This window comes from Xenorhabdus cabanillasii (assembly GCF_003386665.1).
GTDB lineage: Bacteria > Pseudomonadota > Gammaproteobacteria > Enterobacterales > Enterobacteriaceae > Xenorhabdus > Xenorhabdus cabanillasii.
This window is the reverse complement of the sequence record NZ_QTUB01000001.1, coordinates 2,671,320-2,694,942: the sequence shown is the minus strand read 5'-3', so window position 1 is coordinate 2,694,942 and position 23,623 is coordinate 2,671,320. Positions and strand designations below refer to the sequence as shown.

Sequence of the window (23,623 nt, the reverse complement as noted above, 5' to 3'; positions counted from 1 at the left end):
TCTTGAGATATCTATCTTCATTCCGAACATCACTAAAGATATCCCGCTACCTTTTTCGGGTGCTTGGTTTTATGTTATGGGCATTAGGTGCCTTATTAACCATTTTTTATCTGACAAATCTTTTTAATAAAGCGACATCAGACATCCGTCAAGAATATAATTCTGACTACGATATAATGTTCTCTTATGTGCGAGAAACTACTAATACCTTACACGACCTTCAATATATGACAGAGAAATATTTATCACAAGAGAATAAAAAAACTCTGACTATTAACCCACCATATAATAACTCACAATTTTTGTATACTCCTCTGAATATGAACTCAAATTGTGAACTATTACGTAAAGAACCTTATAATTATTTACATGCCTTAAATAATCTGATCTTTTTCTGGAAAGATAATGTTGTGATGCCACAGGGAGTAAATCAAATTTTTTTGGCAGACGTTCAAAGCATGTGTATGGTGAATTTTCCAATTCGTGGGGCAATAACAGAGCCTGATACGCTGAAAAAGATGGTCTATGAAAATTACCGCCAGTTAGTATTCGCGCAGCAACAGGGAAAAGAACAGAATGTCTATTGGCTTTCGGTGGGTACAACTCCAGACAATGGTAGCTTTTATATTCTTTCCCCTATTTATAGCAATGGAAAAATGGTCGCAATGATAGGTGTCGAACAACCTATCAGGCTGGAAACCTTTTTACAAAGACCTGATACAGATGCAACGCTAACGTTACTTAATCAGCACAATAAGCCTGTGTTACATTATCCTTTAAGAAAGGATAGTAAAGCTTATCCCGTAGATCATAATATACAGATCCCTTACTTTGGCTATAATGAAGATTATAGCCACTTAGTGTTAAAGCGGCGTTTGGCTCCATCATCATTCAGTGTCATATATGCCTTGCCTGTAAAAAATATTTTTGATGGTTTCAAGATAAAAATCATTAACAGTCTCATCTTAAATATTATTTCTGCAATTCTGATCATTTCTTTCGTTTGGCTGTTCGAACGTAAAATGTTTTCCCCTGCTGAAAATAATGCTCTTCGCCTTGAAGAACACGAACAATTCAATCATAAAATCGTTGCCTCTGCTCCTGTCGGCATTAGTATTTTACGGATCAGTGATGGTGCTAATATACTGAGTAATGAACTTGCACATAACTATACTCGAATGCTGACGCTGGAAGATCAAAAACGTATCATTGATATCATTTGTGATAAAACCAGCAGCTATATTGATATTGTTACTAGTAATAATAATCATCTACAAATTAGCTTCGTACATTCACGTTATCGCAATGAGGAAGTAGCAATCTGTGTTCTGGTTGATATCAGTACCCGAGCTAAAATGGAGAAATCATTACAAGAGATGGCTTCAGCCGCAGAACAAGCTAATCAGGCGAAATCAATGTTTCTGGCAACCGTCAGCCATGAATTGAGAACACCACTATATGGCATCATTGGAAATCTGGAATTATTGCAATCTTATCCATTAGCATCAGAGGCTGCGCGGTTATTATCAACAATGAATAACTCATCATCACTATTGTTGAAAATCATTAGCGATATTCTCGATTTTTCCAAAATAGAATCTAACCAACTTAAAATTGATGTTAAAGAATTTAGCTGTAAAGAAGTCATATCGCATGTAATCTCAAACTATCTTCCTCTTATAACAAAAAAAAATCTGGGATTCTACTGTTACATCAACCCAGATGTTCCTGACTATATAAATAACGATCCGGTAAGATTACAACAAATTATTTCTAATCTACTAAATAATGCCATTAAATTTACAGAGACTGGCTGTATTGTCATATCCATTACAGTGAGACATGGCTACCTGTATATCAGTATTAAAGATACAGGATTAGGAATCGAGCATAAATTACAAGAGCAACTTTTTGAACCATTTTTTCAGACCAGTGCCAATAAAGAGAATGCATCACAAGGTACAGGGTTGGGCTTAGCGATTTGTGAAAAACTAATCAATCTGATGGATGGTGATATTGAATTTATATCACAACAATATATTGGTAGCATTTTTTCTATCCGGCTTCCTCTATATAATGCAAAATATGATAAGGAAAAATATCATGCTAACACATTTTCTCCAAACCATACTCAACAGAAAATTATATTGGCTGTTCGTAATGATTATTTAGAAGAATATCTATATAATCTTTTGACAAGAGCACATTTTCAAATTACTTCGTATAATGAAAGTCAAATCGACGGTACTGAATTTTTAATCAGTGACCAGCCTATTGAACTGGATATTGCCGTTCGTTATTTTATTGAAATATCAGAAAACCATATTGGCTCACCAGAAAAAACTCAAAGTAATTACTGGTTACATAACACTTATCAAATCAGTGATTTTATTTATTTCATTGATGATTTGTTATCCAATAATGATCATACTCTCCAATCCCCTGTTTCAACAAACTCTATCAAAACAGATGATAGATTAAATTCAATTAAAATCTTAGTTGTTGATGATCATCCCATCAATCGTCATTTATTGGTCGAACAATTAAATTCGCTAGGATTCAAGACAGAAATGGCCAACGATGGTATTGATGCTATTGAACATCTGGAAAATAATACAACTGATATTATTCTGACAGATGTTAATATGCCAAATATGGATGGGTATGAATTCACAAAATACTTAAGAAATAAAGGGTATAATAAACCGATTATTGGTGTCACAGCTAATGCAATGGCAGAAGAAAGACAACGTTGTGCCGATGTCGGCATGGATTATTGTCTATTGAAACCTGTATCACTAACAAAACTGAAAGATACATTAATAAAATATTTACCTGAAAGATATCAGGCTGTAGTTCATCAACAAAGAAAAGAATCTCTAAAAGCATAATCAATTGGATTAGATGATGGTTGCTTATTTTATAATATAAGATCGGTAATTTTAATCACCGATCTTACACTCAGAAAAAATAACTATTGGTTATTTAATCACATCATTATCAATAGTGACTGAAGATAAATAATTAAGTAATGCAATATCGTTATCAACTCCCAGTTTGATCATCGCTGATTTTTTCTGGCTACTAATGGTTTTTATACTGCGATTAAGCTTCTTAGCAATATCTGTAACGAGAAGACCTTCAGCAAATAAACGCAATACTTCACTCTCTTTCGGAGATAAACGTTTATCTCCATAACCGTTAGCATTAACTTTCTCCAACAATTTAGAAACACTTTCAGGTGTAAATTTCTTCCCTTTTTGCAGTGCAGTAAGTGCCTTAGGTAAATCTGTTGGTGCTCCCTGCTTTAACACAATCCCCTCAATATCAAGTTCAAGTACTGCACTTAAAATAGCTGGATTATTGTTCATCGTAAGAACGATGATAGCCAGTGTCGGATAATGGCGTTTAATATATTTTATCAGGGTGATACCATCACCATATTTGTCACCAGGCATTGACAAATCCGTTATGAGAACATCTGCTTCTATATGTGGCAAACTATTAATCAGTGTAGTCGAATTTTCAAACTCACCGACAACATTAATCCACTCAATTTGTTCAAGTGACTTGCGGATGCCAAATAAAACAATGGGATGGTCATCAGCAATAATAACATTAAGGTTATTCATATTATTGGTTACCTTGGCTGCAACAGCTTTGTGACAAAGGAATCAATACGGCTGATGCTACTTTTGATTTCTACTTCATTATTGTCTGCTATGTGTTGTTCCAACGCCTCACATGATGATTTGAGCAATTTAAAGTCTAACATAGCAAACGCACCCTTAAGGCGGTGTACCGTTTGCGAAAGTGATATCAAATCATATTGTTCCATATCAGTATACAGTTTAGTAATATCCATCGGTACTGTCTCTACAAATAATTTCTTATAATTACTGTCTACTAACTGTGTTTGATAACTTTTGAGGGTATTACAAATATTACTATCGACATTCTCAACAAGATCACATTCTTGTTTCGGACTCCCGTAAACCTCTTCGGATTCAACTAAACTGAAATCTTCTTCAATCAGTAACGATATCGCATTGATAACAGCACCAGCAAAGTTGTAATTACACTGAACCAAACTAGGTCTCATCTTCTTAAACCCTATCAAATTACCTACTAATAATATAGTTGGCTTTTCTACTTTGTACTGTTTATCAGTAAGAATGATATCGTATTCTTCCGTAACACTCTCCGTACTATTGTCAAAATATATTGCTCCATAATTATCAAGATGATTACGGATTATTTTTTTAATTTCGGGATTACTGATATCGATTAGTGCTATAACACCTTCCAATAGCTGAGGGGGTTCAACATGTTCACCGTATTGAGGAAGAGGTAAACTAACAATATAATGGGCTCCCAATCCCTGCTTACTTTTAATTTCAAAACTCCCCTCCATTTTTTTGCACAATTGGTTACATAAATAAAAAACCAATCCAGAATTTGTATAATATTTGTCTTCTGCTAATTTATTCAAGAAAGGATAATTTAAGCTGGCAAGATCTTTATTACTAAGACCTGAACCACTGTCAATCAAATCAATCTGTATATAATTGTCATGTTTATCAGAGCTATTGACACTGAGGGATATTTTACCATAACTGGTTGTTGTGATAGCATAATTTAATAACAGCAAAACGATTTTATTTAATGCTATTCTGTCGCCAGAAAATACCGACTCATAAGAAATATTAAAATGATAATAAATCCTCAATCCTTTAGAATTTAGTGTTGGCAGAGATAATTTCAATAAATTCTCCAATTGTGAAGATAAAGAAAATACTTCATTAGCTGGTTGCCAATCACCAGACTCTAACTCGCTGAGTAAAGAAATATTTTCAACCCACTCTGTAATGAATTCTGATTTACGCAGTAATTTATCCAGCAAGCCATACTTATTTTCATCTTGTGATATATTTTTCAATTGGATAGCTATATCACTCAACTCCTGAATCGGCTTTTTTATTTCAGAATTAATATTCTGTAACATTGAACGTCTGGCATACACATTTTTATCATATTCTCGTTGAGCAAGTTGTAATCGCTTACTAACCATCACTTCTTGATCTCTATCCTGCAATAAGAATAGATAAGTCTCTGGTAATAAACTACTGCTATACATTTTTACTTCATAAACTTCATCCTCAATGGATGTCTGAATAACGCCATTATGTTGTTCTGCCATGATCTTAACTTTACTCAAATCAAGATAAGGCATCAGTTTCTCTGCAATCTTATTACTACTGATCAACCGATTTGACATAAAGTCATAAACCAATAATCCGGTAGAAATATTAGAAATAATATCATTCCTCAGAGAATCTTTGATTTTTAGCTCTTGATCCATTGATGCATTAGGAGTGATATATCGACGACGGATATAAAGTAATCCACTGAATGAAAATAGTAAAAAAAGCAATATCGAGAGCAATAACCAGATATTTCTGATCAAGAAATCCACAATAAGTGCTTTTAAAGGAACCTGATATACCAATTTATACTGCATAATCTTAAGTGGTTGAGAAAACTCCAGCCAAAAACCGATTAACGAGACATCAACTTTATCCGTCTTCTCAAGATCATATTCGTTATTCGGATACAACCGAAAATTTGCTGGCAACATATCAACCGACAAAAGATTATTAATAGGTAAATCAAAGGCAATAACCGTAGTTAATTGCCCTGGTAAATTGAACACAGCTTTATAAGTATAGTAATAAACATTCTCACCACGTAATACGTGAATGGATGAAATACTTTCCTTTTCATCCAATGTTATTGATTGTGCCAACATTTCAGAACGCTTAATGTCAGAAGTTAGAGTCAGATAACTTTCTTTGAACCTGATTTCCGGTTTTAAAATAGGATGTGTAGTCACCAATAGTAAGTTGTTATCCTTGCCATTGAGATAATACATGGATTCATATTCACTACGTGATCCCCAAAGAATTTCAAGATAGTTAGATAGCCTCTGAGCCAGTTGAACACTTGAATCGTTGTAACGACCAAAAATAATTGCATCGATATTTTTGTTATGATTTTCCAGCCAATAAATATTGGGACGCAATTCTAATGATGATGCAATCTCCTGTGAGGAGGATGGCTGAATATTAGACTGTTCGAAGATACGACCAGCATGATAGCGATAATCTTGGATCTGCAATCGCATCTTGGCCGTTACACTACTGATAGCATATTTTTTCTCCGTCAACCAACTATCAAAATAGTTATACCCGAATAAAAATAGAGACGTAAAAAGCAAAATAATAAACAGCGCGTAAAATCGGGGAACAACAGATGGTTTAATAGATGCTTGTTTATACATTCTTTGGATGGCTGCCTTTAATGTGGATATATTTGTGGTTAATTTTAAATCAATTCGAAGTTAACTAATTTATTGAGCTGTGATAATACTAGCAGGTTAGCGGATAAAAAGGCCATTAGCGTTCGAAGATTGAGCAAGCAGTAAAAAAATCACAATTTTTTCTTTTTAAGGGCTAGACACATCTCAGAGAGATAGGCATAATCTCGCGCCATGGAAGGATGGCCGAGCGGTCGAAGGCAGCGGTCTTGAAAACCGCCGATGGGAAACCATCCTAGAGTTCGAATCTCTATCCTTCCGCCAAATTTCGCCGGCTTAGCTCAGTTGGTAGAGCAACTGACTTGTAATCAGTAGGTCACCAGTTCGACTCCGGTAGCCGGCACCATACAAGAATAACCCGTTATCTCAGGATAACGGGTTTTTTCTTTTCTGTTTTTTCTGACGTCTCTATCAGGTTCAATTTTTCAACCGGACACTGACGAAATGTAAACATAAGGCTAAAAACACGGGTATCTCAGAGCTAATTATTTTAGTAACAGAGATTGAGCTATCGACCAGATACATAAAGCAGTAGCAACCTGATTATACAAGTTAAGGTGAAGACTGCCTTTGCATTCATTTTTCCTCCAAAATACTATCCTCTTTCACCCAAATCATGCTCCCACAAATAACGATAAGAAATTATCCGTTTTCATTGTTTTTTTCCACTGGCATATAGTGTAATTATTTATTTACATCAAATGTACTATAAATTTGACAGCCATAAATCAATCCTTTACCCTGCCTGTCTTATAACTATTTTTCCAACATATTCAGAGACGAGGATCGCGTGAAGAATCGCACTATTGGCAGTATTTTTATCGTCGCCGGGACGACGATTGGAGCCGGGATGCTGGCAATGCCATTGGCTGCGGCAGGTGTAGGTTTTGGAACAATACTAGCCATGTTAATCATTTTATGGGCATTGATGAGTTACACTGCACTTCTGCTGGTAGAAGTTTATCAATATAATCAAGCCAATACAGGCTTGGGCACCATTGCCAAACGCTATCTGGGGATCGGCGGACAAGTGTTAACGGGTTTCAGTATGCTATTTCTGATGTATGCCCTGACAACAGCCTATATCAGTGGTGCAGGTGAATTACTGGCTGTCAGTCTTTCCGCCTGGATGGATAAAACAATTACTGTCTCTACCGGGATCATTGTGTTTACGATAGTTGCCGGAGGTGTAGTCTGTATCAGCACGCAATCCGTTGATGTAATTAATCGCCTGCTGTTTACCGCCAAAATCGTTTTTCTGGTAGTCGTACTCGGTGTGATGATGCCTCATGTTGATAAAATCAACTTGATATCTATGCCAATGGAAAAAGGGCTTGTACTATCTGCTATTCCGGTGATTTTTACTTCGTTCGGGTTTCACGGCAGTGTGCCAAGTATTGTTTCCTATATGAAAGGAGATACAAATAAGCTACGGAAGATATTTATTATCGGTAGTGCTATTCCGTTGGGCGCTTACATCCTGTGGCAACTGGTTACTCTTGGAGCTATTTCTTCCAGCACCTTTGTCGGTATTCTTGCACAGCAATCTGGTTTGAACGGTTTACTGCAAGCAGTCAGAGAAGTTGTTGCTTCACCAAAAGTAGAACTTGCTGTCCACCTGTTTGCTGACCTTGCACTGGCGACATCATTCCTTGGGGTTTCACTCGGTCTGTTTGATTATCTTGCTGACCTGCTAAAACGCCGTAACCACGCCAAAGGACGTTTGCAAACTGGTTTGATGACTTTTACTCCCCCCATGCTTTGCGCCCTGTTTTACCCTAACTTTGTTATGGCGCTGACATTCGCTGCTGTTGCTCTGTCTATTCTGGCTCTGTTACTTCCCTGCCTGCTGGTTTGGCGCAGCCGTGAAGAAAATCAGGGTGGATATCGTGTTAAAGGTGGCAACCCCGCATTGATATTGGTTTTCCTTTGTGGCCTGGCTGTAATTGCCATTCAGATTGGAATTGTCACAGGTATGCTGCCAGAAGTAGGGTAAATAATTATCCGCATCTTTAATGATGCGGATCGGATAACCCTAATTTATACCCTTCGTCTTTCAAGCTACCTGTTTGTTGGCTGCATCTTGAAATCCATTGGGTATAGAAATTGGGTATAGAACATGTTAGAAACTCGCACCCACTCCGATGTAAAAACCGTCTGACACTTTATTGTTGCGATTTCCATTTTTTCCTTTTAAATCAATAATCCGATAACCAGCATTAATGGTTATTGGTTTAAAGAGAGTATAACGAACTCCGCCTGCTGCCTCAGTATAAGAATCAATGCCAGAAGTTAAACCCGATGGAGCACCATAGGCCTCACCGTATAATGACAAAGAAGGCATTACTTCCCAACTGAGGCCAACACCACCAGCCAATGCAGCACCATCTTTCCCCACTTTGGGTGACAAGTAGAGAGCCTTACCACCAACACTTGCTGTTATCGGGCCAATCGGCAAAGCAAAAGCAGCCCCCAGGCTCCCTAGCTGGCCATTATGATCACTGCGAGTCCAATTTCCATTGAGGGACAATCCCGCATTTTTATCACCAATCCCCGCAGACGTGCTAGTATAGTGTTTTCCTGCTTCTACATTCACAGAAATTGCATTTGCAGTACCTGCCACAAAGAGCAAGCTGGCTGCACTGACAGCAATAAAACCTTTCATATTTATCTCTTCTCAATCAGTAATTATGGGAGTTTGCTAATATTCGTGAGCCATTTTACTGAAATCCAATAAACACTATAGATAATGAATGTAATAAACTATTTAGATTCATCAAGATATGTAAACACTGTATCGTTTCAGTACCCATTCTTTGACCTGTTGACGTGAAGTTTTTATCCCGCCATTTTTCAAATGTTCCGGTAACAAATAACAAGCTACAGGTCGTTGGAATGTAGCAAGTTTATCGGAAAGCCAATCAGCAAGTATTTTTGTAAGTTGAGGATAGTTTGTTTCTATCACTGCAACAGGCCGATGCCCAAATTCAGTATCAGGCACTGGAACAACAAAACTTTGTTGGATTTGGGGATGCAGATTAATAATACGCTCAATATTTTCCGGCTGAATACCTTCACCACCACTGAAAAATTGATTATCAAAACGTCCCAAAATACGTAATTCGCCCTGTTTAAAAACGCCCCGGTCACGGGTCGGAAACCAGCCTTCCTCTTCGGCTAATGGTTTTAATTTCCCATCAAACCAATAACCCATAGCGCGACTGTCTGCCCGGATCTGTATTTCCTCATCCAACAAACGGATCTCTTTTCCCGGTAATGGCGTTCCTACTCCTGATAAACCATCTGCACGTTTTGCACAGACTGTTGATGCCATTTCAGTCAAACCATAACCGCACCAACAGCGGACCCCAAGCTGCTCAGCTTGTCGAATAAGTTCCAACGGTATCATTGCCCCGCCTAATAACACATCTTTCAAAGTCAGATCATGATCACGAGGTTGGGAAAGCCAGCGCCACAGTTGAGTCGGTACTAATGAAGCATGCGTGCAACCCGATAAGGCTTTATCCAGAGAGTCGATATCCCGCAGCACCAGTTCTGCACCTTTCAATAGCCAGCGCCAAAGTATTCCCTGACCAGAGACATGAAATAGTGGCAATGACAGTAACCAACGATCATCTGGCTGAAAATCTATGCGTGAAAGGATGCCCTGTGCGCTGGCAAGGTGAGCACCAATAGAATGCACCACGGCTTTGGGCAACCCGGAAGATCCTGAAGTCAGGATCATGCTGGCCGGGCGATTGATATCCCATGAAACACATTTACCTGACATGCTTTCGCCTGACGTAACTGTAAACGCAGCTTGCCAGTCGAGTTCCGTTGCCTGAATGACCGATACCGGTAAATCGGTAAAATCAGCCACAAATGCCAGATTCAGGTGAGGAAGTAATTCTATCAACAACGATTCAGGAAGCTGAGGATTGAGCGGCAAGGCTCTTGCCCCGCATTGCAGAACAGCAAGATAACACAACAAGAGATCTGCGCTGTTCTTGCCTCTCAGGATCACACCATCACCTTGTGATACTCCCTGTAGCCGGAAGCAATCTGCAATGGTGATAATTTTTTTTGCCAATTCCTGCCAGGTTACTGCTTTATCACACAACCAAATTGCCTGTTTTTCTGGATAGCAAACCGCCCAATGATGCCATGGCCATTGATTAAACGACACTAACGACATTCATAACTCCACATCACTTCCAGTTCGTTTAATGCCACACAAGGAATATCACTGTCTGGCCAGCAACGGATAAGTTGCGATTGAATCAGATCGAGCGTATCCAGCCCCGGCAGTGTCTCTGGTGTCAGCCAATATGCTAAACGGGCCAGTTGTGTCAGACCAAAACTGGTTTCAATACTTGAACTTATCACTGCATCTAACCCGGCCTGATGAGCCTCAGTGACCAATTGACGACAACGGGCAATACTACCGACCAACGTCGGTTTAATGATGATAGCTGTAACACCTTCCTGGGCTTCTACTGTGAAACCTGCTTCACGAACACTTTCATCCCACGCAATGGCAATACCTGTCTCACGGGCAAATGCCAGTGAGTCTTCACGGGTTTTACAAGGTTCTTCCAGGAAAGCAATACGCTGCCGATAATCAGGATTGACATACTTCGCAAATCCGTCAGCTTTCGCCCGCGTCCAACTGCGGTTGGCATCCAGCCTCAGTTGTAGATCGGGCACGGCTTCCAGTAAGAGATTAACTACCATCCCATCCCGTACGGCTTCATAAAGCCCGACTTTCACCTTAGCAATGTTCCGCCCCGCTCTTTTTCCCAGACGCAAGATCACATCATCAGGATCTCCCGTACATAATGGGGCTTTGTGATAATTAGCCTCTGCGGGAAGTTCACCCTGTAATTCAGCAAGGGCACAACTGATACCAAATGCGACAGAAGGTAATTCACTTTGCTCTGGTTTTTTATTTCGTCCTGTCTCGTTTTGCCAACAAGGTTTTTTACACCAAAGCGTTAACCATTTCACCGCAGCGTGGCGGGCTTGCTCAAGCGTTTCATGACTGAATTCCGGCAGTGGGGCAATTTCTCCCCAACCATGGTTGCCATTTTCCTGCACATGCACTAAAAGACCATCGCGGGTTTTCAGACGTTGGTAACGTAAAATAACACCTGCCTCCATAGGCAGGCTGTATTGATATAAGGTTGCTTTACGCATTATGGATTACGTTTAAATTTACTGAAATCAGGGTGACGTTTCTCGTTGAACGCATTACGTCCTTCCTGCCCTTCCTCAGTCATATAGAACAACATGGTGGCATTTCCCGCTAACTCCTGCAAACCAGCCTGGCCGTCGCAATCCGCATTTAATGCAGCTTTCAGACAACGCAACGCCGTTGGGCTGTTTTCCAGCATTTCACGGCACCAGCGTACTGTTTCTTTTTCCAGCTCAGCATAAGGAACAACGGTATTGACCAGCCCCATATCAAGCGCTTCCTGTGCACTGTATTGGCGGCACAGGAACCAGATTTCACGGGCTTTTTTCTGCCCCACAATCCGCGCCATATAAGATGCTCCCCAGCCACCATCAAATGAACCCACTTTGGGGCCTGTCTGACCAAAAATTGCATTGTCTGCTGCAATGGTCAGATCACACATCAGATGTAATACATGTCCTCCACCGATAGCATATCCGGCAACCATAGCAACAACTGGTTTTGGGCAGGTACGGATTTGACGTTGAAAATCTAATACATTCAGATGATGTGTTCCGCCTTCATCTCTATAACCACCATAATCGCCACGGATCTTCTGGTCTCCTCCTGCACAGAATGCTTTTTCTCCCATTCCTGTCAGGATAATCGTGCCAATGCTATCGTCATAGCGGGCATCAGCCAGTGCCTGAATCATCTCTTTAACGGTCAGAGGACGAAAAGCATTACGCACTTGTGGACGGTTAATGGTGATTTTGGCGATACCGTCCGGAGATTTATGATAGAGAACATCTTCAAACCTGTTGAAACAATCTTGCCATTCAATCGGGGCATACAATTTTTCTTCGCCTGGATAGAGCATTATTGAACTTCCTTAACCAAAAAGTGATAAAAAATGGTTCACTGCGGCAGAAAAATCTGCGGGATTGCTGCTGTGAGTATTATGTCCAGCCTGGGGAATTATTTTTGATGGTAGTGCATACTGTTTCACTATTTCTTTAAATTTCTGATCGTGTTCACCACATAAATAAGCAAAAGGTACTGTCAATTTTTGTAAGGCAGGCACCAGCCATGGCTGGTGCCCAAGTGAGGTATTTTCTAACATGTCGGCAATACTACAGCCTCTGTTTCGGCTGCGGAGATGAATAAAATGGGAGCGCTGTTCCGGTGACAAATCTGCAAATACAGGTTGTTGATACCAGTCAGCCAAAACTGCCAACATGGATTCTTTACGAAAACGTTGTGCCCAATGCCTGTCATGCAACAATCTGGCATCGCGCTCCTGCTGAGAAAACAGCCCCGGATTTCCCCCTTCTACCAATATTCCCCTTAATCCTTTTTGGTGACTGTGAGTCGCATGGTTTTGAGTTGCATAGTTTTGAGTCGCATAGTACATAGCAAACCGCCCACCAAGGGAGTAGCCGATTAGCCAGTAATCATGGATCTGGCAGGCAAGCAAGGTTTCATTCAATAGCTTACTCATTCCTGCAAAACCACCTACAGCCGTAATATCGGCAGAGTCACCATGACCGGGTAAATCAATCACTAAAGAAGCATGTTGGTTACAGGCGCTTACAATGGGCAGCCATTCATTGCCACACCCTAGCAGACCATGCAACCAAACCAGCCATGTAGCCTGCCTGTCTGGATTGAATATCTGACAGGCCAATTTCATAGTTCAGTCACCTGTTTCAGCAACGCTTGCAAACATACCGCACCTTCGTTATCTGTCACGATTAGTTCAATGATTGTCGCTGTTTTTTGCTGCCATGCCTGTTCAACAGACCGTTTTAATTCAGACCAGCTTTGTGGCGCGCTATAATTCAAGCCAAACATGGCAGCAGCGTGGTCAAAATTGATATTTTGCGGCATACAGTAAAAACGCTGGCGTGTTTCCTGCGGCGTGGGCAGTAATGAAAAAATTTGGCCGCCATTATTATTTACGATAAACAACACCATGGGTGAGGTGCTCTCCCGTAATAAAGCTAAACTATTCAAATCATAAAGCGCGGAAATATCGCCAATAATCGCTAAAGTCGGTTTACTGGTTGCCCGTTGCACCCCGACAGAAGTTGCTATTAACCCATCAATACCACTTGCGCCACGATTGCTGTAAACCGGATAACCCGCAGGGAGTTGCCCTAACGCATCAATCAAACGCACAATCAAACTATTGCCGACAAATAGCTGCCCTTGCTGTGGTAATAATTGATGTAGCTGATGAGCAACCGCTGCCTCACTGAATTTTCCATCCAGTTGTGCGCTAACACAGCCGAATGCTTTTTCAGACCAAATCCCCAGTTCATTCGCCCAAGCAACATTCGTCCCAAAAGTCCTCGTCTCAAAAACATTAGGCATCTCCGTTTGAGCGGGATGATCCCGTAACCAATCAGCCACATGACAGGTAAACTTGCGTCCCTGATGATTAGCGGGATCAAGCCTTCCCACAATAGGATCAATAATCCAATACTCTTCTGGCTGACATTTTGCCTGCCATTGCAATAATCTTTTTCCGGTCAGACTGGTGCCAAACTGAATAACCAACTGCCCTTTTGCCAGGATTTCCTGCGTACAGGGGTGGTTCAGCCATAAATCAGCGCAAGGCAAAGGCTGACCTGTTTGAGACAACACATCTCCGATCAATGGCCAGCCCATTTCTTTCGCCCACTGTGCAACAAGTTTCCCTTCTTCGGCTCCCATTCTTCCTGCCAGTACGACACCGCGTTTCTTCCGCCAGCAATCCCAATCCGCTACTTTGGCAATCATATGCGTTACCGATTGTTTAAGCCACGGCTGGTGGCCTTGCCACCAATCGCCCAGGGCTTGCAGCCATGCCTGATATTTTTCATCGTCACCATATAGCGGCTCAGCAAAAGGGCAATTGATATGCAATCCTCCTTGCTTTAGATTTGACATCGCATTATCAACAACAGAAACCAGCCAACTGGCTGAAATATCAGTGGTCGGCCGTGGTAGAGAAAGTGTTTGAGTCGGATGTGAGGCAAAAATATCACTCTGACGAATAGCCTGATTGGCACCACAATCGATTAATTCCGGTGGCCTGTCCGCAGTAAGAAAAACCAATCGCTCGCCGGTTAGCCCGGCTTCAATCAGGGAAGGATACAGATTAGCTACTGCGGTTCCGGACGTCACAATAACAGCAACGGGTTCCTGACTCGCTTTTGCCAATCCTAGCGCCAGATGGCCCAGCCCTCTTTCGTCAAAATGGGTATGGCATATCAGTTTACCGTTCTCAACGGCAGCTTTCTTTACAACGGAAAGAGTCAATGGTGTGGAACGAGAACCGGGAGCAATACAGACATGACGCAAACCATGACGAGTCAGTGCTTCCAGTAAAAGTTCCGCCCAACGACGGTTCAGTGCGCTGTTTGACATAGAGTGTTAGAAAACTTCTTTTAAAAAATAGAATGGATTATATAAGACATTATTCACACTTATTCTCTTAAAAACGCCTTCTTTGTCATAGCTCAAATAAATGCCATGTAATTGACGTTATTTCCATGAAATTATTCATTTGCCAAGTTACCTAACAATGAACGTAGTCCTGCGGCTTTATTCTCAATTTCCATCCATTCCTGCTCAGGATCAGAGCCGGAAACAATGCCAGCTCCCGCATATAATGACAATAAATCACCATTTATATAGGCGCATCGCAACGAAACAGCAAATTCACTCTGCTCCAAACATAAATACCCCGCAGATCCGGCATACCAGCCACGGTGAAATGGTTCATTTTCTGCCAAAAATTGTCGAGCGGCTTCTCTCGGTAAACCTGCGACAGCAGCCGTCGGTTGTAAACGGTGTAAACAATCACTGTCACATACCTGATTTAAGACACCGTGAATATGCCTGCGTAAATGTTGCACCTTACGTAGACGGATCACGTCAGGAGGAGCAACATCAATAGATTCGACTCCACCTTGCAGACGCTGACAAATATCATCCACAACAATCAAATTTTCATGTTGGTTCTTTTTATCTGCCAATAACCATTGCCCTAACTCTTTTGCTTTCTGAGCATCCTCAGAATTTACCGTTGTTCCTGCTAATGCTTCAGTAAATATCTGTAACTGATAGCGGTAATAAAGCCGTTCCGGGGTAGAAGCAAGAAAAGCCCGATTATCATTGAACGCCAGCATAAAATGATAACAACGATGATTTACTCCACGGCTGGAAGCCATAAATTGCGCAGCTTGCAAGGGCATATTCAGCGTAAGTTCTGTTTTCCGTGCCATCACAACCTTTTCCATCTTTTTCTGGGTAATAGCATTCAATGCTTGTTTCAGCAAAATATTCCACTGTTCATTTTCAGGCGTATGAGTTGCATTCAATACCGCTGCATACGATGTCTGGAATGGTTGACGCGGGACAATTTGTCTAAGAAACAGATGAATATTATCGATATCAGCCTGTCCATCAATATTCAGATATAAATGGGTTGCACCATGATAACGACGTATTTCCATTCTCGGTAAGAACAAGTAACTTTCTTCATTACCTGTACTTTTCTTACTTTCCTGCAATTGCTCTTTATTCTGATTATTCCTGATATGGCAAACATCAGTCTTTTCCCATGCATTTAATCCCCAAATACGCATTTGGGGAAATTGAGCGTGTTGATGTAAAAACTTCTCTGCCTTAATTGCATTACTGAAGAGGCGAATTTGCCCACAGGCAGCAACTTCTTCATGCCCATCCCGGTGTTGCCAGTAAAACTGTGGATAATGAGGTTGAACTGCCAGCCATTCCAGCCAATCAGTATCACTGGTTGCCGGAAGCGAAAAGCTGAACGACTGAATACCAACTTCGCTAATATTTTTGGTATTAAGAATTTCGCATATATCAGCGATGATATTGGCAATCTGATCCACAAGCTTCCCCACTAGTAACACAATAAAACGCAAAATTATACGAGTCGGCAGGAATTATTAAAGTACTTATTGTTTGTATAGTTGTTTATGCGGTTGGACAACACAAGGCTCACATACCAAACTTAGTTATCAAAAAAATAACTAATTTAATGTTTGTGAATGTCACCTCACCAAAAACCTAAAATATAATTCTCATTGGCAAAAAGATAATAAAATCATTCTCAAAACTCAAAAATAAGATTAAAAAAACAAATTACCCACCGATAATAATTATCAAAAATATCAGCAATGAAAAATATTCACACTCATAATTAACATTTTTTATTGTGGTTAATTTCTTTCATAAATATTAAATTCAAAATACTATAAGAAAATTCCCAAAAGCAATTAGAAACAACAGGTTAAATACAATACCTTTATTTCATATAGAAAAATAACAATAAGGTATTACTTATTAAACCCATAATAAAATTAAGAAACAATATTACCTGATGTTACATCTATTGTTTTTCATAAAATACCCATTGATATAAAGTCACACAATACGTATTATTTTGCCTCTTCCAAAATGAAGAAACAAAATGCTGTTCTTAATCAAAATCCAATTTCATTTCGTCTGATTCTGCTGTTTTTAAAATAAATAAGCAGTATAAAAAGGGGATGCCGTGTTATATCTTTATTTTAGGCCGATAGGCTTTCGTAGATATCGGTATAGACTGTTATCGTTATTTATATCACTAGGTTGCCTAATAACAACAGAGACCGCGACAGCGGATTACGATGCTTTAATTCAACAAGCCAGAAGTGGTAATACCATCCCCATACTTGAATATATTCGTCAAGCAGAAAAACGGCGGAAACTCTCTCCTTCTCAGGTTGCTGATTGGTTACAGGTCGCAAGCTGGGCGAATCATGACAATGAAGTGATTAATCTTTGGCAACGCTATCATGCTATGGAATTACCAGCCAGAGGGATAGCCGCTGCCGCACGCGCTTATCGCAATCAACGCCAGTGGAATCAAGCCATTCAATTATGGCACCTGGCTTCAATTCTTGAAAAACACAACCACGATATAAAAGCGGGCTTGATTATGACGTTGGCAGATGCCAAGCGAGACAGTGAAGCCCGTCGCCTGGCAAAAAACTTACTGTCCCATCAACCCAGTGCTGCTAATTACCGTTTAATGGCCTATGTGGATCAAGCCGCCGGACGCTCATGGGATGCCATGCAGATGCTCACTATCGCCCACGAACATTTCCCCAAAGATAAAGCTACAATCCACGATTATCTGTTCAGCCTGAAAAACAATCGGGTGAATGGTCCGGCCTGGCTGCTGGAACAAAAACACACCACACAATTACAGTTATCCCCCGGCCAACAACGCAAACTGGAAGCTGACGCTGCGGCAGAGTTAGTCCGCCTTGCAATGATCCCCAACCGTAGCGAAAAAGAACGATTTGATATCGCTGACAGAGCACTTGCCCGCTATGAACATATGCTCAATCAATGGCGGGGACAACCGGATGCCCAGCAAGATTATCGCCGTGCCCGTATTGACCGCCTCGGTGCACTGCTCGCCCGTTTCCGGACTCAGGAACTTATTGAAGAGTATTTACGCCTGCAACAACTTTCCCAGACAGAAAAAAACATCGTTATACCTGATTACACACATAAATGGGCTGCGTCTGCCTATCTGAACCTTCGCCAGCCAGATAAAGCAAGGAATATTCTGCGTTCACTGAATTATCCAACTGGAAAATATCCGGATAAAAAAACACCGGTGCACCATATCTCACAGGAAGATGATAGCGTCCTTTTTTATGCCGATGTGGAGAGTGAACACCTTAATGAAGCTCAACAACTGGCAACTAATATCAAACAACGTAATGCTTATATGACTAATGTTTATGGCTCTCCAATCCGTGTGCCTAATGATGACTGGCTGCAAGGGCAGCAGTTTTTGGCTGAATCAGCCCAATTGCGTGGAGATCTTCCCGAAGCAGAAAGACGTTTTACCCATTTGGCTCGTACCGCTCCTGGTAATCAGAAATTACGTATTGACCTGGCAGCCGTCTGGCTGGATCGTGGCTGGCCACGTCAGGCAGAAAGTGAACTGAAACAAGTTGAGGGTCTTGATCACCGTAATTTGTCACTGGAAATTCAGCAAGGCTATACCGCTTTAGCATTACAAGAATGGCGTCAGGTCGATCTGCTGTCTGATGATGTCATCACCCGTGTCCCTGAAAATATGCTGGCCAAACGTTTTAATCGTCTGCGCAATGTTCATCATATGTCAGAACTGCGTGTCAGAGTTAATCAGGGTATTGATTCGGACAGCCCCACGAGTGGTAAAAGTAGTTCAGACATTGATCTTGCCATTTATAGCCCTCCTATTAATGATAATTGGCGCTTGTTTGCTGGCGGTGCTTATAATCGCAGCCAATTCAGTGAAGGCCGTGGCTTAAACCGCGATTTACGTGGTGGTATGGAATGGCGGGCACGGGATATTTGGCTGGAAGGCGAAGTTTCTGGCCGTAATTATCGGCACGGCAATAAAATCGGTCTGCGTTTTGCCGGATGGTATGATTTTAATGACCAATGGCGTCTGGGAGGTTCAGCAGAACGACTGGCCCGTAATACTCCTTTGCGGGCATTAACCAACAATATTTACGCTAATGGCGGGCAACTTTATACCCGCTGGAGACACAGTGAGCGCAGTCAATGGACAGCTCGTTTTGCTCCTTCATTTTTTTCTGATGGCAATAATCGCTTTGCATATGCTATTGACGGTATGCAACGCATCTACACAACACCTTACCTGAAACTCGATGCCAGCCTGGAAATCAGTACGACACATAACAGCAAACAAAATACCCCTTATTTCAATCCAAAAAATGATTTTACCTTCCTGCCGGTATTGGAAGCTGACCACATCATGTATCGGCATTACCAAACCGTTTGGAGTCAGCAGCTCGCAGCGGGTCTCGGTGAATACTGGCAGAACGGGTATGGCGGGGGGCTGATAACAACTGTGAGCTATGGACAACGTATTAAGTGGAATGATGTTGTGGATGCAGGCGTGAGGATCACGCTGGATAAACGCCCTTATGACGGTAAACGTGAAAAAAAACCTGCAAGCTGCTTTTGATTTAATCTATCGGTTCTAAAGGATTTTTTATGACTTTCAACGTAATTCGCTACTGGTTAATCACTTCAGCCTTGCTGGTTAGCCTGTTTATTGCGCAACTTATTTTCCCACAACTGGGCATAATGGCCTATGCTGAAAAACCAGAGTTCGTTCCACCAGCAGAGCGTCCTTTATCCATGAATGAGCGCCCCTGGCCTCACAATGGTTTCGTCGTACTGGCTTACCATGATGTTGAAGACGACGGAGCTGATCAACGATTTATGTCAGTTCGTACCAGTGCGCTGAACGAACAATTTGCCTGGCTGCGCGCAAATGGCTACCAGCCTATTACCGTTGATCAGATCCTCGCTGCCAATCAGGGAGGAACTCCATTACCCCCGAAAGCTGTGCTACTCACTTTTGATGATGGTTACAGCAGCTTTTATCACCGTGTTTTTCCCTTGCTGAAAGCCTATAACTGGCCCGCAATTCTGGCACCAGTCGGCGTTTGGGTTGATGTTCCCGCAGGAAAGCCAGTGAATTTTGGTGGCTTGAAGGTATCACGGGAACGCTTTACGACCTGGGAACAAATTGCGGAGATGTCCCGTTCTGGTTTAGTGGAGATTGCTTCTCATACCTATCAACACCACTATGGTGCTATCGGTAATCCACAAGGAAATACTGAGCCTGCCGCCGCTATCCGGATCTATGATCCCAAAACAGGTAAATATGAAAGCGATCAGAAATTCCGCCAACGTATGGAACAGGATGTCGCCACAATCACCCAGAGAATCGTTTCTGCTACAGGCAAAAAACCACGCGTCTGGGTCTGGCCTTATGGCATTGATAGCGGTGTTACTCTGGATATTGCCAAACGTCATGGTTACAAGATGGCACTGACACTCGGCAATGGACTGGCCAAAGCAGAAAATTTAAATAATATTCCGCGAATATTGCTCACTAATAACCCAACGTTAAAAGAATTCGCTGAGCAGGTTATTCAGGTTCAGAATAAACGTATCCTACGCATTGCTCATATTGACCTGGATTATGTGTATGATCCTGACCCTATTCAACAGGCGCGTAATCTCGATCAGCTAGTACAACGTATTGCTGATCTCCGTGTTAATGCTGTTTTCCTGCAAGCATTCGCCGATCCTAAAGGCGATGGCAATATCCATGAGCTTTATTTCCCTAACCGCTGGTTACCGATGCGGGCAGATTTATTTAACCGGGTTTCCTGGCAACTACACAGCCGTTTGAATATTGATGTTTACGCGTGGATGCCAGTTCTGGCATTTGAATTAGAACCTTCACTACCCCGCGTAACAAGCTATAACGAAGAGAACGGTGAGTTATCTGTGAGTAAAACACAATATCGCCGTTTATCTCCTTATAACCCGGAAAACCGCCGGAGAATTAAAGAGATTTACCAGGACTTGGCTGCTCATTCCATATTTCAGGGTGTGCTGTATCACGATGATGCTGTCATGTCAGACTTTGAAGATGCCAGTTCAGACGCAATTAAAGTTTATCAACAGGCTGGTTTTCCGGCATCTGTTGCCGAAATTCGTCAGGATCCAGAACAATTCGCCCGTTGGAGCCGTTTCAAGAGCCGATATCTGACTGAATTCACCCAAGAACTGACTCAAACTGTTAAATCAGTCCGAGGTTATCAGGTAAAAACAGCCCGTAATATTTTCGCCCTGCCTATTCTGGAGCCGGATAGTGAAGAGTGGTTTGCTCAAAATCTGGATGATTTTCTTACCCATTATGATTGGGTTGCACCAATGGCAATGCCATTAATGGAAAAAATACCGCTATCAGAAAGTAATCAGTGGTTATCCCATTTAGTGAAAGCTGTTGCTCAACGCCCGGAAGCACTGGATAAAACAGTTTTTGAGCTTCAGGCTGTTGACTGGCGAAAACCATTAAATAAAAGAGCGATATCAGGCGAACAAATGGCTGAATGGATGCGTCAATTACAACTGAATGGCGCCCAAAATTTTGGTTACTACCCTGATGATTTTCTTAATAATCAACCAGAAATGAACAAAATCCGTCCTGTTCTTTCTCCAGAATGGTATCCACTTAATGATTGATCGTATTCTTGCTTTTATTGTGCTCTGCATTGTATTGAGCATTCCGGTCGGTATCGCCATAACCTTTACAGGTGAGGTTATGTTGCACTTTGTGTTTTTCTGGCCGTTATTCATGTCTGCTATCTGGATCTCAGGAGGGATTTATTTCTGGTTCTACCGTGAAAGACACTGGAAAAAAAACGATGTCCCTCCCCATCTGGAAGGGGAGCCTCTGATATCTATTTTAATCCCTTGCTATAACGAAGGGCCGAATGTGCGCGAAACATTACGGGCAGCATTAAACCAGCGTTACCCTCATATTGAAGTGATCGCAATCAATGATGGTTCAACTGACAGTACTGCCCATGAACTCAATGAGATGGCCAAACAGCATAGCGCCTTGAAAGTAATACACTTAGAACAAAATCAGGGGAAAGCTACAGCACTTCAGGCAGGCGCTGCCGCTGCCAACAGTGATTATCTGGTCTGTATTGATGGCGATGCTCTGCTGGATCGTGACGCAGCAGTATGGATGGTAAAACCCATGATCGATCACCCTCGTGTTGGTGCAGTCACAGGCAATCCTCGTGTCCGTACCCGTTCCACCTTGATTGGACGAATTCAGGTGGGTGAATTTTCTTCTATCATTGGCTTAATCAAGCGTACCCAACGGGTTTATGGTCAGGTATTTACCGTTTCTGGAGTTGTTGCTGCCTTTAACCGCCGTGCCCTTGCTGACGTCGGCTATTGGAGCAATGATATGATTACCGAAGATATTGACGTCAGCTGGAAACTACAATTACACCACTGGTCTATCTTCTTCGAGCCTCGCGCCGTCTGTTGGATTCTGATGCCCGAAACTCTCCGGGGACTATGGAAACAAAGGCTACGCTGGGCACAGGGTGGGGCTGAAGTATTCCTCAAAAACCTGCGTAAACTCTGGTCATGGGAATATCGCCGCATGTGGGTATTATTTACGGAATTTTGCTGTTCCGTAATTTGGTCATTTACCTTTGCCCTTTCAATCCTTTTGTTTTTCCTCGGCATGTTTATCACATTACCCGAAAATATCCGCGTCTATACACTTTTCCCGCCTGGGTATACAGGGTTGGTATTAGCCGTAACTTGCCTGATCCAATTTATTGTCAGTCTGGTTATTGAGAGACGTTATGAGAAACACGTTGCATCATCACTTTTCTGGGTGATTTGGTATCCAGTGGTGTACTGGATGCTGAACCTGTTCACTACACTAGTATCTTTCCCCAAAGTCATGCTTAAAGTACGCCGGAACCGTGCCCGTTGGGAAAGCCCTGATCGTGGAATAGAGAGAATAGAATAATGAAAGATCCGTTGATATTTACAGAACAAAGATTATTACCTCGTCTTATTGATATTATACTCACTATGATAGCGTGGGCTGGATTTGCCTATTTATTCATTGTGGGGCTATTTAATTCGCCCCATCATGGCCCCAAACCTGTTACGTCTGTATTTACCTCAGAAGTAAGTTCAATTGTGCTTTATATTATCATTGCTATATTTAATTCACTCCTGTTGATCGGTTGGGCGAGATACAATCAAATCCGCTTTCGTATAGAACGTCGCCGCCATCGACCTGCATTAAATAATGAAGAAGTGGCAAAGAGTTTTTCTTTAGAAAAGAAATTAATAAACAGACTAAATCAAGGCAAAATTTCCAGTATCACTTATAACAACCATGGACATATAATAGGAATAACTGAAAAAGCAAATCAATTAGCCAGAGAATAATTAGCAAGGAAATTAAAACCTCCGTTTGCTTAAACATTTTGTAACCTATCTCAACCAATGCTACTTGCGTCTGGTAATTAATAACACTTGCAAAAACACCATTATGAGATAGGTTCTAATTGAGGATATATTCCATCAATAATTTTGTTATCTGGATTAAATGAAAAGCAAATACTGGAACTTGT

15 protein-coding genes and 2 tRNA genes are annotated in these 23,623 nt (G+C 41.4%); 8 read left to right on the top strand and 9 right to left on the bottom strand.

What is annotated here, in order from left to right; translation table 11 throughout:
* The first annotated feature begins 2 nt into the window (after positions 1 to 2).
* Positions 3 to 2,891, top strand: a complete 2,889-nt coding sequence (rcsC, locus tag BDD26_RS12660) for a two-component system sensor histidine kinase RcsC (RefSeq protein ID WP_115826723.1) — start codon at positions 3 to 5, stop codon at positions 2,889 to 2,891.
* Positions 2,892 to 2,981: 90 nt separating this feature from the next.
* Here rcsC and rcsB read toward each other — a convergent pair whose 3' ends face one another.
* Positions 2,982 to 3,632: a response regulator transcription factor RcsB gene (gene rcsB / locus BDD26_RS12655; RefSeq protein WP_038261116.1), complete on the bottom strand. Its 651-nt coding sequence runs from the start codon at positions 3,630 to 3,632 to the stop codon at positions 2,982 to 2,984.
* 8 nt (positions 3,633 to 3,640) lie between these two features.
* The gene (gene rcsD / locus BDD26_RS12650) at positions 3,641 to 6,340 is read right to left on the bottom strand and encodes a phosphotransferase RcsD (protein ID WP_115826722.1); all 2,700 of its coding nucleotides are present in this window, start codon (positions 6,338 to 6,340) and stop codon (positions 3,641 to 3,643) included.
* 212 nt (positions 6,341 to 6,552) lie between these two features.
* Between rcsD and BDD26_RS12645 the strand changes: the two genes are divergently transcribed.
* The 3 genes from BDD26_RS12645 (at position 6,553) to tyrP (ending at position 8,372) form a co-directional block, all read left to right on the top strand.
* A tRNA-Ser gene (locus BDD26_RS12645) sits at positions 6,553 to 6,640 on the top strand.
* Between the two features lie 6 nt (positions 6,641 to 6,646).
* Positions 6,647 to 6,722, top strand: a tRNA-Thr gene (locus BDD26_RS12640).
* Positions 6,723 to 7,226: 504 nt separating this feature from the next.
* Positions 7,227 to 8,372 carry a tyrosine transporter TyrP gene (gene tyrP, locus BDD26_RS12635; protein WP_342353467.1) on the top strand — a complete coding sequence of 382 codons (1,146 nt, stop codon included), beginning with the start codon at positions 7,227 to 7,229 and terminating at the stop codon, positions 8,370 to 8,372.
* 126 nt (positions 8,373 to 8,498) lie between these two features.
* Here the strand turns inward: tyrP and BDD26_RS12630 are convergent, their stop codons facing one another.
* From BDD26_RS12630 to BDD26_RS12600, 7 genes are all read right to left on the bottom strand, one after another.
* Entirely contained in the window at positions 8,499 to 9,041 is a 543-nt protein-coding gene (locus tag BDD26_RS12630; protein WP_115826720.1) for a YfaZ family outer membrane protein, read from the bottom strand.
* A gap of 111 nt (positions 9,042 to 9,152) precedes the next feature.
* The gene (menE, locus tag BDD26_RS12625; protein ID WP_115826719.1) at positions 9,153 to 10,571 is read right to left on the bottom strand and encodes an o-succinylbenzoate--CoA ligase; all 1,419 of its coding nucleotides are present in this window, start codon (positions 10,569 to 10,571) and stop codon (positions 9,153 to 9,155) included.
* A complete protein-coding gene (gene menC, locus BDD26_RS12620) occupies positions 10,562 to 11,572 on the bottom strand; it encodes an o-succinylbenzoate synthase (protein ID WP_115826718.1) in 1,011 nt (336 codons plus the stop codon). The genes menE and menC overlap by 10 nt, the downstream gene beginning before the upstream one ends.
* A complete protein-coding gene (gene menB, locus BDD26_RS12615; RefSeq protein WP_115826717.1) occupies positions 11,572 to 12,429 on the bottom strand; it encodes a 1,4-dihydroxy-2-naphthoyl-CoA synthase in 858 nt (285 codons plus the stop codon). The genes menC and menB overlap by 1 nt, the downstream gene beginning before the upstream one ends.
* A 12-nt stretch (positions 12,430 to 12,441) precedes the next feature.
* The gene (menH, locus tag BDD26_RS12610) at positions 12,442 to 13,242 is read right to left on the bottom strand and encodes a 2-succinyl-6-hydroxy-2,4-cyclohexadiene-1-carboxylate synthase (RefSeq protein ID WP_115826716.1); all 801 of its coding nucleotides are present in this window, start codon (positions 13,240 to 13,242) and stop codon (positions 12,442 to 12,444) included.
* Positions 13,239 to 14,963: a 2-succinyl-5-enolpyruvyl-6-hydroxy-3-cyclohexene-1-carboxylic-acid synthase gene (gene menD, locus BDD26_RS12605; RefSeq protein ID WP_115826715.1), complete on the bottom strand. Its 1,725-nt coding sequence runs from the start codon at positions 14,961 to 14,963 to the stop codon at positions 13,239 to 13,241. Before menD ends, menH begins: the two co-directional genes overlap by 4 nt.
* Before the next feature lie 131 nt (positions 14,964 to 15,094).
* Positions 15,095 to 16,459: an isochorismate synthase gene (locus tag BDD26_RS12600; protein ID WP_115826714.1), complete on the bottom strand. Its 1,365-nt coding sequence runs from the start codon at positions 16,457 to 16,459 to the stop codon at positions 15,095 to 15,097.
* Positions 16,460 to 17,124: 665 nt separating this feature from the next.
* Here BDD26_RS12600 and pgaA point away from each other — a divergent pair.
* Genes pgaA through pgaD form a run of 4 tightly spaced genes read left to right on the top strand, consistent with a single transcriptional unit; the run spans position 17,125 to position 23,438 of the window.
* Positions 17,125 to 19,608 (top strand): poly-beta-1,6 N-acetyl-D-glucosamine export porin PgaA, encoded by a 2,484-nt coding sequence (gene pgaA / locus BDD26_RS12595; RefSeq protein WP_115826713.1) that lies wholly within the window; start codon positions 17,125 to 17,127, stop codon positions 19,606 to 19,608.
* A 29-nt stretch (positions 19,609 to 19,637) separates the two neighbouring features.
* Positions 19,638 to 21,689 carry a poly-beta-1,6-N-acetyl-D-glucosamine N-deacetylase PgaB gene (gene pgaB, locus BDD26_RS12590; RefSeq protein ID WP_115826712.1) on the top strand — a complete coding sequence of 684 codons (2,052 nt, stop codon included), beginning with the start codon at positions 19,638 to 19,640 and terminating at the stop codon, positions 21,687 to 21,689.
* A complete protein-coding gene (gene pgaC, locus BDD26_RS12585; protein WP_038261797.1) occupies positions 21,682 to 23,007 on the top strand; it encodes a poly-beta-1,6-N-acetyl-D-glucosamine synthase in 1,326 nt (441 codons plus the stop codon). The genes pgaB and pgaC overlap by 8 nt, the downstream gene beginning before the upstream one ends.
* Positions 23,007 to 23,438, top strand: coding sequence for a poly-beta-1,6-N-acetyl-D-glucosamine biosynthesis protein PgaD (gene pgaD / locus BDD26_RS12580; protein WP_115826711.1), 432 nt, complete (start codon positions 23,007 to 23,009; stop codon positions 23,436 to 23,438). The genes pgaC and pgaD overlap by 1 nt, the downstream gene beginning before the upstream one ends.
* Positions 23,439 to 23,623 lie beyond the last annotated feature (185 nt).

Coding starts and splice junctions, on each gene's coding strand:
- rcsB (WP_038261116.1), bottom strand. CDS start 3,632: ATGAATAACCTTAATGTTATTATTGCTGATGACCATCCCATTGTTTTA.
- rcsD (WP_115826722.1), bottom strand. CDS start 6,340: ATGTATAAACAAGCATCTATTAAACCATCTGTTGTTCCCCGATTTTAC.
- tyrP (WP_342353467.1), top strand. CDS start 7,227: ATGCTGGCAATGCCATTGGCTGCGGCAGGTGTAGGTTTTGGAACAATA.
- BDD26_RS12630 (WP_115826720.1), bottom strand. CDS start 9,041: ATGAAAGGTTTTATTGCTGTCAGTGCAGCCAGCTTGCTCTTTGTGGCA.
- menE (WP_115826719.1), bottom strand. CDS start 10,571: ATGTCGTTAGTGTCGTTTAATCAATGGCCATGGCATCATTGGGCGGTT.
- menC (WP_115826718.1), bottom strand. CDS start 11,572: ATGCGTAAAGCAACCTTATATCAATACAGCCTGCCTATGGAGGCAGGT.
- menB (WP_115826717.1), bottom strand. CDS start 12,429: ATGCTCTATCCAGGCGAAGAAAAATTGTATGCCCCGATTGAATGGCAA.
- menH (WP_115826716.1), bottom strand. CDS start 13,242: ATGAAATTGGCCTGTCAGATATTCAATCCAGACAGGCAGGCTACATGG.
- menD (WP_115826715.1), bottom strand. CDS start 14,963: ATGTCAAACAGCGCACTGAACCGTCGTTGGGCGGAACTTTTACTGGAA.
- pgaB (WP_115826712.1), top strand. CDS start 19,638: ATGACTTTCAACGTAATTCGCTACTGGTTAATCACTTCAGCCTTGCTG.
- pgaC (WP_038261797.1), top strand. CDS start 21,682: ATGATTGATCGTATTCTTGCTTTTATTGTGCTCTGCATTGTATTGAGC.
- pgaD (WP_115826711.1), top strand. CDS start 23,007: ATGAAAGATCCGTTGATATTTACAGAACAAAGATTATTACCTCGTCTT.